The 15,227-nt window shown below is 72.7% G+C and carries 16 protein-coding genes and 1 pseudogene; 3 read left to right on the forward strand and 14 right to left on the reverse strand.

The window, feature by feature from the left end; all coding sequences use genetic code 11:
* From N869_RS02255 to N869_RS02270, 4 genes are all read right to left on the reverse strand, one after another.
* Positions 1-203: translation initiation factor IF-2 N-terminal domain-containing protein (locus tag N869_RS02255; RefSeq protein WP_035057234.1), on the reverse strand; the 203-nt coding region annotated here is incomplete at its 3' end.
* A gap of 57 nt (positions 204-260) precedes the next feature.
* Positions 261-698 (reverse strand): YlxR family protein, encoded by a 438-nt coding sequence (locus tag N869_RS16340; RefSeq protein ID WP_052104867.1) that lies wholly within the window; start codon positions 696-698, stop codon positions 261-263.
* The gene (gene nusA, locus N869_RS02265) at positions 695-1,750 is read right to left on the reverse strand and encodes a transcription termination factor NusA (protein ID WP_052104868.1); all 1,056 of its coding nucleotides are present in this window, start codon (positions 1,748-1,750) and stop codon (positions 695-697) included. The genes N869_RS16340 and nusA overlap by 4 nt, the downstream gene beginning before the upstream one ends.
* Positions 1,750-2,253 (reverse strand): ribosome maturation factor RimP, encoded by a 504-nt coding sequence (locus N869_RS02270; RefSeq protein ID WP_035057237.1) that lies wholly within the window; start codon positions 2,251-2,253, stop codon positions 1,750-1,752. The genes nusA and N869_RS02270 overlap by 1 nt, the downstream gene beginning before the upstream one ends.
* Positions 2,254-2,431: 178 nt before the next feature.
* Here N869_RS02270 and N869_RS02275 point away from each other — a divergent pair, with 178 nt between their 5' ends.
* Positions 2,432-3,433 (forward strand): DUF4439 domain-containing protein, encoded by a 1,002-nt coding sequence (locus N869_RS02275; protein WP_035057239.1) that lies wholly within the window; start codon positions 2,432-2,434, stop codon positions 3,431-3,433.
* Between the two features lie 16 nt (positions 3,434-3,449).
* Here N869_RS02275 and N869_RS02280 read toward each other — a convergent pair whose 3' ends face one another.
* A complete protein-coding gene (locus N869_RS02280; RefSeq protein ID WP_035057242.1) occupies positions 3,450-5,255 on the reverse strand; it encodes a proline--tRNA ligase in 1,806 nt (601 codons plus the stop codon).
* Between the two features lie 167 nt (positions 5,256-5,422).
* Between N869_RS02280 and N869_RS02285 the strand changes: the two are divergent.
* Positions 5,423-5,944: pseudogene (locus tag N869_RS02285) on the forward strand (zinc finger domain-containing protein); the annotation flags it as partial.
* 13 nt (positions 5,945-5,957) lie between these two features.
* On the opposite strand, the gene N869_RS02290 reads toward N869_RS02285, so the two are convergent.
* From N869_RS02290 to N869_RS02300, 3 genes are read right to left on the reverse strand one after another with little or no spacing between them, the layout of a single operon-like run.
* Positions 5,958-6,830 carry a GNAT family N-acetyltransferase gene (locus N869_RS02290; RefSeq protein WP_035057320.1) on the reverse strand — a complete coding sequence of 291 codons (873 nt, stop codon included), beginning with the start codon at positions 6,828-6,830 and terminating at the stop codon, positions 5,958-5,960.
* A gap of 46 nt (positions 6,831-6,876) precedes the next feature.
* On the reverse strand, positions 6,877-8,007 hold the full coding sequence (gene ispG, locus N869_RS02295; protein ID WP_198025930.1) for a flavodoxin-dependent (E)-4-hydroxy-3-methylbut-2-enyl-diphosphate synthase: 1,131 nt from the start codon (positions 8,005-8,007) through the stop codon (positions 6,877-6,879).
* Positions 8,008-8,056: 49 nt separating this feature from the next.
* Entirely contained in the window at positions 8,057-9,364 is a 1,308-nt protein-coding gene (locus N869_RS02300) for a M50 family metallopeptidase (RefSeq protein ID WP_035057322.1), read from the reverse strand.
* Positions 9,365-9,463: 99 nt separating this feature from the next.
* Here N869_RS02300 and N869_RS02305 point away from each other — a divergent pair, with 99 nt between their 5' ends.
* Positions 9,464-9,934 (forward strand): Lrp/AsnC family transcriptional regulator, encoded by a 471-nt coding sequence (locus tag N869_RS02305; RefSeq protein WP_035057248.1) that lies wholly within the window; start codon positions 9,464-9,466, stop codon positions 9,932-9,934.
* 6 nt (positions 9,935-9,940) lie between these two features.
* On the opposite strand, the gene dxr is transcribed toward N869_RS02305, so the two are convergent.
* The 6 genes from dxr to pyrH all read right to left on the reverse strand — a co-directional run bounded on the left by dxr (position 9,941) and on the right by pyrH (position 15,142).
* On the reverse strand, positions 9,941-11,128 hold the full coding sequence (gene dxr, locus N869_RS02310; RefSeq protein WP_035057251.1) for a 1-deoxy-D-xylulose-5-phosphate reductoisomerase: 1,188 nt from the start codon (positions 11,126-11,128) through the stop codon (positions 9,941-9,943).
* A 66-nt stretch (positions 11,129-11,194) separates the two neighbouring features.
* Positions 11,195-11,746: a DivIVA domain-containing protein gene (locus N869_RS02315; RefSeq protein ID WP_035057254.1), complete on the reverse strand. Its 552-nt coding sequence runs from the start codon at positions 11,744-11,746 to the stop codon at positions 11,195-11,197.
* Positions 11,743-12,834, reverse strand: a complete 1,092-nt coding sequence (gene rlmN, locus N869_RS02320) for a 23S rRNA (adenine(2503)-C(2))-methyltransferase RlmN (RefSeq protein ID WP_035057257.1) — start codon at positions 12,832-12,834, stop codon at positions 11,743-11,745. Before rlmN ends, N869_RS02315 begins: the two co-directional genes overlap by 4 nt.
* A gap of 76 nt (positions 12,835-12,910) precedes the next feature.
* Positions 12,911-13,780: a phosphatidate cytidylyltransferase gene (locus N869_RS02325; RefSeq protein WP_035057260.1), complete on the reverse strand. Its 870-nt coding sequence runs from the start codon at positions 13,778-13,780 to the stop codon at positions 12,911-12,913.
* A complete protein-coding gene (gene frr / locus N869_RS02330; protein ID WP_035057265.1) occupies positions 13,780-14,337 on the reverse strand; it encodes a ribosome recycling factor in 558 nt (185 codons plus the stop codon). The genes N869_RS02325 and frr overlap by 1 nt, the downstream gene beginning before the upstream one ends.
* A gap of 61 nt (positions 14,338-14,398) precedes the next feature.
* Positions 14,399-15,142 carry a UMP kinase gene (gene pyrH / locus N869_RS02335; RefSeq protein ID WP_052104871.1) on the reverse strand — a complete coding sequence of 248 codons (744 nt, stop codon included), beginning with the start codon at positions 15,140-15,142 and terminating at the stop codon, positions 14,399-14,401.
* Between the last annotated feature and the right edge of the window lie 85 nt (positions 15,143-15,227).

The following is a 15,227-nucleotide window of genomic DNA, read 5'->3' on the forward strand; positions in this document are numbered from 1 at the left end:
GCCGGGCGCGCGGGCTTGGCCGGCGCACCTGCGTCGGCACCGCCCCCGCCGGGGTAGGCGTCGCGCAGCTTGCGCACGACCGGCGGCTCGATGGTCGACGATGCCGACCGGACGAACTCGCCCAACTCGTTCAGCTTGGCCATGAGGGCCTTGCTCGAGACTCCGAGCTCCTTCGCGAGCTCGTAGACGCGGACCTTTGCCACAACTCTCCTGTCTCGGCCCGCCCGGGACAGGGTCGGACCGTCGTTAGTGCTCGGGACTCATCGCTGGGTACTCATCGGGTGCCCATCGGCTTCCAACCCGCTTTCCTTCTCGATGACGACGGACGTGGCCGCGGCCTGATGGCCACCACCACCCTCGAGGACCGCACGCACCGGCGAGGTGTCCAGACCGCCGACGCGCAGGGCGCGCGGCAGGGCTCGACGCCGTTCGGCGAGCTCGAGGCACTGCAGGTCGTGATGCAGCCAGGCACCACGACCGGGAAGGCGACGACCCGGGTCGACGACCGCACGGGGAACCCCGTCGTCGTCCACCCGGACGACCCGTGTCAGCACGGACCGCTGTCCACGACCCCGACACCCCACGCACGTGCGCACCGGGCCTGTCGACCCCGCCACCAGGGGCGAAGCCGCGACCGACGCACGTCGAGGGGGCCGATCCCGCGGGCCAGCCCCGGAGAGTCTAGCGCCCCCGGTCACGAAGTGGGACCCACCTCGGCCTCAGGAGCACCGTGGGCGGCCCCGTCACCGGTCGCACCGCCGGGCGTGGAACCGTCCGCGACGTCGGCGGTGTCAGGCCGGATGTCGATGCGCCACCCGGTCAGCTTGGCTGCCAGGCGGGCGTTCTGGCCCTCCTTGCCGATCGCCAACGACAGCTGGTAGTCCGGCACCACGACCCGGGCCGACCGGGCGTCCACGTCCACGACCGTCACCGACGAGACCCGTGCGGGCGAGAGGGCGTTCGCGACCATCTGCGCCGGGTCGTCGCTGTGGTCGACGATGTCGATCTTCTCGCCGCGGAGCTCGGTCATGACCGCCCGCACCCGCGCCCCCATGGGGCCGATGCACGCGCCCTTGGCGTTGAGACCCGCCACCGAGGTCCGGACGGCGATCTTGGTCCGGTGGCCCGCCTCCCGGGCCACCGCGGTGATCTCCACCGAGCCGTCAGCGATCTCCGGGACCTCCAGCGCGAACAGCTTGCGCACCAGACCCGGGTGCGTCCGGGACAGGGTGATCGACGGGCCCTTCATCCCCCTGGCCACGTCCAGCACGTACGCACGCAGCCGCTCGCCGTGGACGTACCTCTCGGTGGGGACCTGCTCGTGCGCCGGGAGCACCGCCTCCGTACCACGGACCGCCACCAGCACCGTGCGGGGGTCACGGCCCTGCTGGATCACCCCGGCGAGGACCTCGCCCTCCATGCCCCGGAACGCACCGAGGACCTGCTCGTCCTCGGCGTCACGCAGGCGCTGCACGATCACCTGGCGGGCCGTGGAGGTCGCGACCCGGCCGAAGCCCTCCGGGGTGTGCTCGAACTCCGGGCCCGGCTCCGTTCCGGGTTCGGCCGGCTCGCGCGCCCACACCGTGACGTGCCCGCTGCGTCGGTCCACCTCAACCCTGGCGTCCTGGTGGGCACCGGGCGTGCGGTGGTATGCCGACAGCAACGCCTGCTCGATCGCCGAGACCAGGACGTCCAGGCTGATGCCGCGCTCGTTCTCGACCAGTCTCAGGGCCGTCATGTCGATGTCCATCAGGCCTGCTCCTCCTCATCGCCGACACGCGTCAGCTCGACCTCGACGTGACCGCGACGCACCCCGACCATCGGGACCCTCGTCACGCGGCCGTCGGACAGCTCCAGCTCGACCGCCTCGGCACTGGCGTCCACGAGCCGGCCCAGGAGGTCCGAGCCGTCGACCATGACCAGCCGGACGAGGCGGGTACGGGCCCGGCGGAAGTGCCGCGGCTCGGTCAGCGGCCGGTCGGTGCCCGGGGTCGAGACCTCCAGCACGTAGGCCCCACGCACCGGGTCACGGGCGTCCAGGACGGCCGACACCTCCCGGGAGACCTCTCCCAGCGCGTCCAGGTCCAGGCTCCCGACGGCGTCCTCGGTCAGGTCCACCACGACCCGCACCACCGACCGGCGTCCTGCGGCCGAGACGGTGACGTCCTCCAGGTGCAGCCCGGCGGCGTCCACCACCGGGGCGACGACCTCCCGAACCCGTGGGGCTGCTCCCCCGGCCGCGGCCGTGACCATGTCTTCCTCCTGTGCGTCGTGGCGGGCCACCCGACGTGGAGACGACCCTCTGGACTTGTCCGTCCCCACCCTAACGACATCCCGGGGCCCGGTCGTGGCAGGATCACGGCCTGTGCCCCCCTCCACGTCCCCAGGCCGGCAGCGCACCGGTACCCCGCGCCGACGAGGTGTCCTGACCGTGGTCGCGCTCGCGACGGCCCTGGTGCTGGCCGGCTGCGGGGTACGGCTCGAGACTCCTCCACCGGCGCCCTTGGTGCCCGACGACGCCGAGGTCGTGCGCCAGCGGACCACGGCGGACGCGCTGGCCCTCGCCGTCCTGGCCGAGCACGTCGACACCGGTGACGACACCGCCCTGGCCGACGCCGCACGCGCGGCCGCGTCCGCCTCGCGCCTGCACCTGGAGGCGCTCGGAGGCATCTACGACCCAGGGACCGAACCCTACGACGTCGACGGGGCCGACGAGCCCGAGGACAGCACCACGACGCCACCCGCGGTACCGCGCCCGCCACAGGACCTCCAGACGCTCCTGGCCCGCGCGGCACAGACCGCACTGGACGACGCCGACGCCGTCCCCGACGGCCCACTGGCCCGTCTGGTCGCCTCGGTCGCCGTGAGCAGAGCCCTCCACCTGGAGTCGATGACCAGGGCCATGGGCCCCGACCAGGACACCTCACCGGCGCCTCCGCGCCCCGGACGGCAGGACGCCGGCACCGATGCCGGTGAGGATGACGGCTCCGACCGACCACCCCCGGGGGTCTCGGCCGCGGACCTGCGGTCCCTGGTGCTGTCGGAGGACGCGGCGGGGTACGCCTGGGAGGTCGTCGCCGCCCGGGCCGGCGGTGACCCACGCACCGCGGCGGCCGCCAGGGCCGCCGAGCACCGCACCCGGGCCGACCACTGGGCCCGTCTCGGCGGGGTCGCCAAGACCCAGGCCGACCCACGACGCAACCTCTACTCGCTGCCCGAGGAGATCGTCCGACCCGAGCAGGACGAGGACCTGACGACGGCACTCGCCGAGGTCGAGGCTGCGCTCACCCGCGCCTACGCGACGCTGGTCGCACGGGCCGATCCCGGGGAGCGGGCGCCGGTCCTCGAGGGCCTCCTGGAGACCTCACGGACGCTGACCGAGGTCCTCGCCCAGGTACCCGCGCTTCCCGGCATCACCACCACGGACACCTGAGCCCGCCGGGCGCACGTCAGGAGCCGAGGAGCTCGGCCACGGCCGAGGCGACCTGCTCGACGGCACCGGCGACCTCCACCTCGCGGCGCGGCTCCACACCCAGGCGCGCCGCGTCCCCGGGGCGCCGGAACCTGACCTCGACCACCCCCGACGCCAGTCCTCGACCCACGACCACCAGGACGGGGGCACCCAGCAGCTCGGCGTCGGCGAACTTCACCCCCGGCGACACCTTGGGCCGGTCGTCCAGCAGGACCTCCACACCACGGCCGTCCAGGCCCCCGGCGAGCTCCTCCGCCGCGGCGAACACCTCAGGGTCCTTGCCGGTCGCGACCACGTGCACGTGCACCGGGGCGACCGTCGCGGGCCACGCCAGGCCTGCCTCGTCATGGTTGGACTCGGCCAGGGCGGCGACCGCACGCGAGACACCGATGCCGTACGAACCCATCGTCACGGTCCGCGCCTTGCCGTTGACGTCCAGCACCGACAGACCCAGAGCCTCGGCGTACGTACGCCCCAGGGCGAAGATGTGGCCGATCTCGATGCCGCGGGCGAGCTCGAGCGGACCCGAGCCGTCCGGCGCGGGGTCGCCCGCACGGACCTCCGCGGCCTCGACCACCCCGTCGCCGACGAAGTCGCGGCCGGCCACCAGGTCGAACACGTGCTCGCCCTCGACGTTCGCCCCCGTGACCCACCGGGTCCCGGGCACGACGCGCGGGTCCAGCAGGTACCGCAACGCGTCCTGGCGGCCGGTGTTCGCCTGCCCCACGACCCCCGGGCCGATGTACCCCTTGACCAGCTCCGGGCGGGCGGCGAGGTCGGCCTCGGTCGCCGCCTGGACCTCGGCCGGGCTCATCGCGGCCGCCAACCGGGTCATGTCGACCTCACGGTCCCCCGGCACACCCACCACGACCAGCTCACGTCCACCGTCGGGCTGCACCAGGGCGACCACCACGTTCTTGAGCGTGTCGGACGCCTGCCAGGGCCGGTCCGGCCGGGGGACGTGGGCGTTGGCGTGGTCCACCAGAGTCTGGATCGTGGGCGTGCCCGGCGTGCGCTCCACGTGCGCCTCGGGCAACCCGTCGAAGGGCACGGCGTCCGGTGCGGGGGTCGTGACGGCCTCGACGTTCGCGGCGTACCCCCCGGCCGACCTCACGAACGTGTCCTCCCCGATCGGGGTGGGCATGAGGAACTCCTCGGAGTGCGACCCGCCCATGGCACCCGACGTCGCCGACACGATCACGAACTCCAGACCCAACCGCGAGAAGATCCGCTGGTAGGCCTCCCGCTGGCGGGCGTACGACGCCTGCAGGCCCTCGTCGTCCAGGTCGAAGGAGTAGGCGTCCTTCATCACGAACTCCCGGCCGCGCAGGAGCCCGGCCCGGGGTCGCGCCTCGTCCCGGTACTTCGTCTGGATCTGGTACAGCGTGACCGGCAGATCCTTGTAGGAGGAGTACAGGTCCTTGACCAGGAGGGTGAACATCTCCTCGTGCGTGGGTGCCAGCAGGTAGTCGGCCTCCCGACGGTCCTTGAGCCGGAACAGGTTCGGCCCGTAGTCGTCCCAGCGGCCCGTGGCCTCGTACGGCTCGCGCGGCAGCAGCGCCGGGAAGTGCACCTCCTGGGCGCCCGCGGCAGCCATCTCCTGGCGCACGACCTGCTCGACCTTGCCCAGCACCCGCAGCCCCAGGGGCAACCACGTGTACACCCCCGGCGCGGCGCGCCTGATGTACCCCGCACGCACCAGCAGGCGGTGGCTCGGGACCTCGGCGTCGGCGGGGTCCTCCCGCAGCGTCCGGACGAACAGGGACGACATCCGCAGCAGCATGGGCGTCAGCCTAGTGGCCCCGCTACCGCCGCCCGCGAAGGTCGGCGACCATGGGACGGTGCCCGAGCTCCCCGAGGTCCACGCCCTGAGCGAGTTCCTGGACGCCCACGTGCGCGGGCGCGTCGTACGGCAGGTCACCGTCCTGTCGGTGAACGCGATGCGCACCTGGGACCCGCCGACGACTGGCCGTGCACGTGACCCACGAGCCCCGGGACGTGGAGCAGGTCGCGACCCTGGGGCCGGACCCGCTGGACCCGGCGTTCACCGTCGACCGGCTCGCCGAGCTCCTGTCCGACCGCAACCAGCAGCTCAAGGGCCTGCTGAGGGACCAGCGCCGGGTCGCGGGCATCGGCAACGCCTACTCCGACGAGATCCTCCACGCGGCACGGATGAGCCCCTTCACCCGTGCCGGGAGCCTGGACCACCAGGGCGTCCAGCGGCTGCACACGGCCCTGCACGACGTGCTCCGGGCCGCCGTCGACGAGGCAGCGGGCCGCCCGGCCGCACAGCTCAAGGACGCCAAGCTCCGGGCCATGCGCGTCCACGGCCGGACCGGCGAGCCGTGCCCCGTCTGCGGGGACACCGTCCGGGAGGTGTCGTTCGCCGACTCGAGCCTGCAGTACTGCCACACCTGCCAGACCGGCGGCCGGGCGCTGGCGGACCGCCGCATGTCGCGACTGCTCAGATGAGCGGCCGGACCGGTCAGAAGAGCACCGTCGCGAAGGTGCCGACCTGGGTGAAGCCCACCCGCTCGTACACCGCCAGCGCGCGGTCGTTGAACCGGTTCACGTACAGCGAGACGCACGGGGCCACGGCCAGCGCGTGCCGGACCGTGGCGGCCATCGCCGGGGCCGCGAGCCCCTGACCGCGCCGGTCCGGGGCGACCCACACCCCCTGCACCTGCACGACGTCGCGGCTCACCGCGCCGAGCTCGGCCTTGTAGACGACCTGCGGGCCCCGCGCCCGATCGTCCACGCGCACGAACGACCTGCCGGCCTCCACCAACGCCCGCACCCTGCCCTCGTAGGCCCCCGGGGCGCCGACCAGCGGGGAGTACCCGACCTCCTCGACGAACATGTCGACGCACGCCGGCAGGAGCAGGGGCAGCTCCTCGGGCCGAGAACGGCGCACGCGAGGATCGGCGGGCACCGCCGACAGGTGCTCCATCACCAGCGACGGCTGGTCGGGCCGCACCTCCCGAGGCTCACCCCAGGACGGCCGCAACCGGGCCCACATCCCCAGGACCGCGTGGGCCGGACCCACGATCGACGAGCAGCGGCGACCCTGAGCCCTGGCGGCCGACGCGAACGCCACCAGGGACTCCTCGTCCCCGGGGGCTGCCAGAGGCACCAGGTTCGCCCCCGCCCAGCACGCCGCCTCGAGGCGACCGTCCCGACGCACGCCCCACAGGGACCCCCCACCCCGGTCCGCGCCGCCCGCGGCGAGGGCCTCGAGCCGGGCCGCGACGAGCACGGAACCGACCGGGTCGCGGCGGCACAGATCGCCCGCCTCGTCCAGACCGACGTCCGTCACGACCGGCACCTCAGGGCCGGTGCGCGTGCCCCAACGTCCCATGACCCGATTCTGCCCCACCAGGTGCACCTGCGCGGGTCGAGTCACCTCACCCGACCGACACCTGCGGCCCCTCACCCTCCGCGGGCTCCATCGTCTCGGCGATCCGCATCGCCTCCTCGATCAACGTCTCGACGATCTGGGACTCCGGGACGGTCTTCACGACCTCGCCCTTGACGAAGATCTGGCCCTTGCCGTTGCCCGACGCGACACCGAGATCGGCCTCGCGAGCCTCCCCCGGCCCGTTCACCACGCAGCCCATGACCGCGACGCGCAGGGGCACCTCCATGCCCTCCAGACCGGCCGTGACCCTCTCCGCGAGGCTGTACACGTCGACCTGCGCGCGACCGCACGACGGGCACGAGACGATCTCCAGCTTGCGGGGACGGAGGTTCAGCGACTGCAGGATCTGGATCCCGACCTTGACCTCCTCCACCGGAGGGGCCGAGAGCGAGACCCGGATCGTGTCCCCGATCCCCTTGCTGAGCAGCGCACCGAAGGCCGTCGCCGACTTGATCGTGCCCTGGAACGCCGGCCCCGCCTCGGTGACCCCCAGGTGCAGGGGCCAGTCCCCACGCTCGGACAGCTGCTCGTAGGCGCGGACCATCACGACCGGGTCGTTGTGCTTGACCGAGATCTTGAACTCGTGGAAGTCGTGCTCCTCGAACAGCGAGGCCTCCCACACCGCGGACTCCACCAGCGCCTCGGGCGTGGCCTTGCCGTACTTCTCCAGCAGGCGCTTGTCCAGGGAGCCCGCGTTCACGCCGATGCGGATGGACACCCCGGCGTCCTTCGCGGCCCGGGCGATCGCACCGACCTGGTCGTCGAACTTGCGGATGTTGCCCGGGTTCACCCGCACCGCCGCGCACCCGGCGTCGATCGCCGCGAACACGTACTTCGGCTGGAAGTGGATGTCGGCGATGACGGGGATCTGGGACTTGCGCGCGATCGCGGGCAGCGCCGCGGCGTCGTCCTCCGTGGGGCACGCCACCCGGACGATGTCGCAGCCCGAGGCGGTCAGCTCCGCGATCTGCTGCAACGTCGCGTTGACGTCGCTGGTCCGCGTGGTGGTCATCGACTGGACCGAGACCGGGGCGTCGCCGCCCACCTCGAGGGAGCCGACGGAGATCTTCCTGGTCCTGCGCCGAGGCGCCAGCACCGGGGCGGGGGCCTGGGGCATTCCGAGACTGATGGGGGTGCTCACCGCACCAGTATCGCCCAGGAGCGCCTCACAACGTGATGGGACGCACGATGTCGGCGTACAGGAGCAGCACCCCCAGGCCGATGAGCGCGATGAACACCCCGTAGGCCACGGGCATCATGCGGGCCACGTCCGTCGGCGCAGGGCGCGGACGTCCCCGCAGGCGGGCCACCTGCCGCCGCGCCCCCTCCCACAGGGCGCCGGCCACGTGCCCGCCGTCCAGGGGCAGCAGGGGGATCATGTTGAAGACGAACAGCGCCACGTTCAGCACCGCCAGCAGGGTGAGCATGGTCGCGACACGGTCGCTCACGGTGACGCCCGGGGCATCGGTCGTGGCGATCTCGCCGGCGACCCGGCCGATCCCCACCGGCCCCAGGATGCCGTCCGTACGCTCGGCGCCGCCGAACGCGGCCCTCCCGACCTCGACGACGTGCACCGGCAGGGTCGCCACGACCCGGGCGGTCTGCCACGTCACGTCACCCAGCTGGGCCGCCACCGTCCCCACCGACTGACGCTCGCGCTCGTACCCGGGCGTGACCCCGACGAACGGGACCGTCTCGGTCGCAGGCTCACCGTCGGCGCCCGGCACCGGGGCCCCGTCAGCTCCGAGCACCACCCGCCCCCGCAGCGCGGGCTCCACCTGCAGCGTCAGCTCCTCACCCGCACGCTCCACGGTCAGCGGCACCACCGCCGTCCCCGCCCCGGCGACCGCCTGCTGGAAGTCCTCCCAGGTGGGCGTGGGGACGCCGTCGTACGCCACCAACCGGTCCCCCGTCCGGACACCCGCTACCTCCGCGGGGGTCGCGGGGTCGGCGTCGGTGCACGGGCGACCCTGCGCCGCAGGCACGCACGCCGGCATCGAGGCGACGGTCGTCCCCGGGACCGGCACCCCGATCCCCACCCCGACCACGGCGAGGAGCACGCCCGCGATCAGCAGGTTCATCAGCGGCCCGCCGGTCATCACCACGACCTTGCGCGGGGTGCTCAGACGGTAGAACGCCCGGTGGTCCTCCCCCGGACGGATCTCCTCGGCGCTCGCCGCGCGCGCGTCCGCGACCAGCTCGGCCATGCGTCCGGCCCGCGGGGGCGCGGCGCCCACGACGTCGGCCGGCGGCAGCATCCCCACGAGCCGGACGTAGCCCCCCAGAGGTATGGCCTTGAGCCCGTACTCGGTCTCACCGCGGGTCCGGGACCACAGCGTGGGCCCGAACCCGACCATGTACTGACTGACCCGGACCCCGAACCGCTTGGCCGGGACCATGTGCCCCACCTCGTGCAGGGCGATCGAGACCAGTAGCCCCACGACCACCACCACCACCGCGAGCGTGAACGCCATGACACCTCCGTCGACCCCGCGCCGGACGGCGCGCAGCACCATCATCCCCCGCCGGGCGCACTCCTTGCCGCACCGCAGCACGACGGGGAAGATCAGGAGGTGCCCGCCAACGACCGCCGCGAGACGCCCGCCATCGACGCCGTGTCCCGGGCCATCATCGACCAGCTGCGACTGGACGGCCGCAAGCCCTACGCCGCGATCGCCAAGGCCGTGGGGCTGTCGGAGGCGGCCGTGCGGCAGCGCGTCCAACGCCTCGTCGAATCGGGGATCGTCCGGATCGTCGCCGTCACCGACGCCCGACGGCTGGGCCTGCAGCGGCACGCGAGCATCGGCATCAAGGCCGAGGGCGACCTCCAGGAGCTCGGACGGTCCCTGGCAGCGATCCCCGAGGTCGACCACGTGGTGATCACCGCCGGTGCGTTCGACGTGCTCGTGGAGGTGCTCTGCCACGACGACGAGCACCTGCTGACCGTCCTGAACGGCGGAATCAGGTCCCTGCCCGGCGTGCTGACGACCGAGACGTTCGTGCACCTGGAGGCGCACGACCACCTGGGCGGCTGGACCGGCTGAGGCCGGTCAGGCCAAGGACATGACCTCGTGGGCACGGCGCCGCGCCCAGCCCTCGACCGCGAGCAGGCTCTCCAGGTCGAGGTCACCGGCGGGGTGCTCGTGCTCGGCCAGGACCTTCTCCACGGTGGGCACCAGGTCCAGGAAGCCGATGCGGCCGTCGAGGAACGCGGCCACGCCCTCCTCGTTGACCGCGTTGTAGACCGCGGGGTGGGAGGGCGAGGCCTCCACGCACGACCGGGCCAGACCCACCGCCGGGAACGCGTCGTCGTCCAACGGCTCGAACGTCCAGGAGGACGCCAAGGACCAGTCGCACGGGGCGACCGCCCCGGGGAGCCTGTCGGGCCAGGCCAGGCCCAGCGCGATCGGCAGGCGCATGTCCGGCGGCGAGGCCTGGACGACGGTCGACCCGTCCACGAACTCGACCATCGAGTGCACCACCGACTGCGGGTGCACCACCACGGCCACGTCGCGCACCGGGACGTCGAACAGGTGGTGCGCCTCGATCAGCTCCAGACCCTTGTTCATCAGCGTCGCCGAGCTCACGGTCACCACCGGGCCCATCGACCAGGTCGGGTGGGCGAGCGCCTGGGCCGGCGTCACGTCCACCAGCTCGTGCCGGGCCCGCCCCCGGAACGGACCACCGGAGGCGGTGAGCACCAGACGGCGCACCTCCTGCCTGCGCCCGGAGCGCAGGCACTGGGCGATGGCCGAGTGCTCGGAGTCCACCGGGACGATCTGCTCGGGCCGCACCTGCGCGTCCCGCACCAGCGTGCCGCCGACGACCATCGACTCCTTGTTCGCCAGCGCGAGGGTGCTCCCGGCCCGCAGGGCTGCCAACGTCGGCCCCAGACCGATGGACCCCGTGACCGCGTTGAGCACGACGTCCGCGCCACGGCCGGCGAGCTGGGCGGCCGCGTCGGGGCCCGTGACCAGCTCGACCCCGGCGCTCGGCAGCCTCTGCTCGGCCGCCACCCGGGTCACCTGCTCCAGCACCGCGATGGCCGCGGACGGGTCGCCGACCGCGACGGTCTGGGCACCGGTCGCCACCACCTGCTCCGCCAGGGCCCGCGGGTCACGACCACCGGCGGCCAGCCCCACGACCCGGAACAGGTCCGGGTGGCGGGCGATCACCTCCAGGGCCTGGGTCCCCACGGAACCGGTCGAGCCGAGGACGATGACGGTGCGTTGAGTCACGCGCCCATTGTGCTGGACGTCAGGACCCGCGCGTCCGGCTTCGCCACCACCGGAGCCGCAGCGAGGTCACTCGACGCCGAGGAGGACCTCCACCGCACGGTCGCAGAACGCGTCGACCGCCGGCTCGCCGTAGGCCGACTTACCGGTACGACGACCGAACGTCGCGTGCCGCACCTCGTCGGAGGTGAGGGACTCGCCGTGGTCGAAGTAGTCGATCAGGCGGTGGCACAGCTCGTCGACGTCCTCGGCGTCGTAGCCGGGCTCGCCGCGACGGGGTGGGGCGAACCGCTCGCCGTCGGGCCGGGTGAGGCGGCCGTAGAGCGTGCGCGCCTGGTCCGCCAGGTGGTCCATCCACGCCTGCTGGCCGTGCTCGGCGACGAACTGGGTCCGGTGTCGCGCCACGAACGCCCGCTCGAGGCGGTCCATCGCCCCGTCGACCGCCGACGTCGCGTACCCACCACGGACCAGGTCGAATGCCGCGTTGCGGACGTCCGAGCCGGTCAGGTGCTCACCGTCCTCGCCCTCGTACACGCGGCGGGCGCGGTCGAAGAACTCGTCGACCTGAACCGGGTCGTAGCCCGACCCGAGACGACCGACCTTCCGGAACATGGTGCTCATGGGACCTCCTCAGCGGCGAGCTGGCCGCACGCGCCGTCGATGTCGCTGCCCCGGGTGTCACGGACCGTCGTCGGGATGCCGTGAGCCCGCAGACGCGCCACGAACTCCGCCTCGACGTCCCGCTCGCTCGCGGTCCAGATCGACCCGGGGGTGGGGTTCAGGGGGATGGGATTCACGTGCACCCAACCGCGGCCGCGCTCGGTGAGCTTGGTGCCGAGCAGGTCCGCACGCCAGGCGTGGTCGTTCATGTCCTTGATGAGCGCGTACTCGATGCTCACCCGGCGCCCCGTCGCCTCGAAGTAGCGTCGGGCCGCGTCCAGCACCTCGTCCACCGACCACCGCGTGTTGACGGGGACCAGCTCGCTGCGCAGCTCGTCATCAGGCGCGTGCAGCGACAGGGCCAACGTCACCGGGATGCCCTCCCCCGCGAGCTTGTCCATGGCCGGCACCAGACCCACGGTGGACACCGTGACGTTCCGCGCCGAGATGCCCAGCCCCTCCGGGACGGGCGCCACGAACGCCCGCACCGCAGCCATGACGGTCCGGTAGTTGGCGAGCGGCTCACCCATCCCCATGAAGACCAGGTTCGTCAGGCGACCCGGGCCACCGGCCACCTCGCCCCGCTCCAGTGCGCGAGCGGCCGCACGGACCTGCTCCACGACCTCACCGGTCGACAGGTTGCGGGTCAGGCCCAGCTGCCCGGTCGCGCAGAAGGGGCAGGCCATGCCGCACCCGGCCTGGCTGGACACGCACAACGTCGCCCGGCCCGGATAGCGCATCAGGACCGACTCGACCTTCACGCCGTCGTGCAGGTGCCACAACGTCTTCACGGTCGCACCCGCGTCGGCCTCCATCGTCCGCACCGGGCGCAGCAGCTCGGGGAACAGCGCCTCCGCCAGCCTGGTCCGCGACGTGGCCGGCAGGTCGGTCATCTCGGACGGGTCCACCGTGTGGTGGTCGAAGTAGTGGGTCGCGAGCTGCTTGGCGCGGAACGGCTTCTCGCCCAGCTCCACGACCGCGGCGGCACGCTCCTCGGCCGAGAGGTCGGCGAAGTGCCGCGGGGGCTTGCCCCGCCGCGGGGCGGTCATCGTCAGGGGGAGCGCGACCCGACCGGGCTCGTCCCCAGGTCTCACCTCAACCATGGCACCGCACAGCCTCTCACGCTCAGTCCCCCACGACCGGGAGCGCCACGAGCAGGACCATGTAGACCAGCGGTGCGGTGAGCACCATCGAGTCGAGGCGGTCCAGGACTCCCCCGTGACCCGGGAGCAGGGAGCCCATGTCCTTGAGCTCCAGATCCCGCTTCAGCAACGACTCGGCCAGGTCGCCCAGCGTCGAGGTGAGGACGGCGCCGATGCCCAGCGCCACACCGACGACCGCCGAGGCGTCGAACGCCCAGACGAAGCCCACGCCGCCGACCGCACCCGCGAGCACGAACGACCCGAACAGCCCCTCCCAGGACTTCTTCGGGCTGACCGACGGGGCGAGCGGGTGCCGTCCGGCCAGCACACCGGCCACGTACCCCCCGGTGTCGCTCGCGACGGCGAGCAGCACGAACAGCGCGACGCGACGTACCCCGTCGGCCTCGGCGAGCATGAGCATGACGAAGCCGGCCATGAACGGGACGTACGCGGCCGCGAACGTCGCAGCGGTCGCGTCCCGGAGGGCGGAGGGCCCGCTCCCGTCCAGCACCCGCCACACCACGACACCGCCCGCGGTGAGCATGAACGCGACCATCAGGGCCTCGGGGCCCGAGGCGTACGCCGAGACCAGGATGCCCGTGGACCCCACCAGCAGGGGCAGCAGCGGGATCTGGATGCGCCGGCGCGCGAACGCCTGCGACAGCTCCCAGAGCGCTGCACCGCACGCCACCGCCGCGAACACGACGAACAGCTCCTTGCGCCAGTACAGCGACCCTGCCACGGCGCCGAGGAGTCCCACCCCCACGGCGATCGCCAGGGGCAGGTTGCGTCCGGCCCTGGGCGTGCGCCCGGAGCCGGACACCGTCGTCGGCATCCCTGCGAGCTCAGTCATCAGACCTCGAGGAGCTCGTTCTCCTTGGCGGCCAGCACCTGGTCGATCAGGTCGACGTGACGCCGCGTCACCGCCTCGAGCTCCTTCTCGGCGCGGGTCCCCTCGTCCTCGCCGGCCTCGCCGTCCTTGACGAGCCGGTCGAGCTGCTCCTTGGCGCGGCGACGGACGTTCCGGATCGCGACCCGAGCCTCCTCGGCCTTGTGCCGGGCGAGACGGACGTAGTCCTTGCGGCGCTCCTCCGTCAGCTGGGGAAGCACGACCCGGATGACCTTGCCGTCGTTGCTCGGGTTGACGCCCAGGTCGGAGTCGCGCAGGGCGCGCTCGACGTCACCCAGGGAGCTCACGTCGAACGGGGAGATGAGGATGGTCCGGGCCTCGGGCGTCGCGAACGAGGCCAGCTGCTGCAACGGAGTCGGAGCACCGTAGTAGTCGACGGTGATCTTGCTGAACATCGCCGGGTTCGCACGGCCGGTCCGGATCGTCGCGAAGTCCTCCTTGGCGACCTCGACAGCCTTGTCCATCTTCTCCTCGGCCTCGAGGAGGGTCTCGTCGATCACCGGTGCTCCTTCATGTCGTCAGGCGGGCTGGCGGTGCGTCACCGTCAGGTCGAGCGGTGCGTCAGGCGGTGAGCAGTGTCCCGATCTTCTCACCCAGCAGGGCACGGGTGACGTTCCCCTCAGATCCCATCCCGAACACGCGCATCACCACACCGTTGTCGCGGCACAGGCTCAGGGCCGTGGCATCCATGACCTCCAGGCCGTCCATGAGGGCACGGGTGTACGTCACGCTGTCCAGCCGCTCGGCCCCGGGGTCGGTCCTGGGGTCGGCGGTGTAGACACCGTCCACCCCGTTCTTGCCCATGAGCACCTCGTCGCAGTGCGTCTCCAGCGCGCGCTGGACCGAGACCGTGTCGGTGGAGAAGTACGGCATGCCCGCACCGGCTCCGAAGATCACCACCCGACCCTTCTCGAGGTGCCGGATGGCACGCAGGGGGATGTAGGGCTCTGCGACCTGGCCCATCGTGATGGCGGTCTGCACCCGCGTGCTCACGCCGTTCTGCTCGAGGAAGTCCTGCAGCGCGAGGCAGTTCATGACCGTGCCGAGCATGCCCATGTAGTCGGCACGAGCACGGTCCAGGCCCCGCTGGGACAGCTCCGCACCGCGGAAGAAGTTCCCGCCACCGACGACCACGGCCACCTGAACGCCGCGGCGGACCGCCTCGGCGATCTCGGCAGCGACCCGCTGCACGACGTCGGGGGCCAGCCCGACCCCACCACCGCCGAACGTCTCACCCGAGAGCTTCAGGAGCACGCGACGCGACGCCTCCCCGTCCAACGCGGCACTTTCGCCGACGACGCCCATCTGCCCCACGTCTCCTCCTGTGCTCCACGAGTCGAGCCGCCTGGTACGGCCTGGTGTGCGACGGCGGCCCCGACCCTGGGGTCGG

The sequence above is a fragment of the Cellulomonas bogoriensis 69B4 = DSM 16987 genome, from assembly GCF_000767165.1.
Lineage (GTDB): Bacteria > Actinomycetota > Actinomycetes > Actinomycetales > Cellulomonadaceae > Actinotalea > Actinotalea bogoriensis.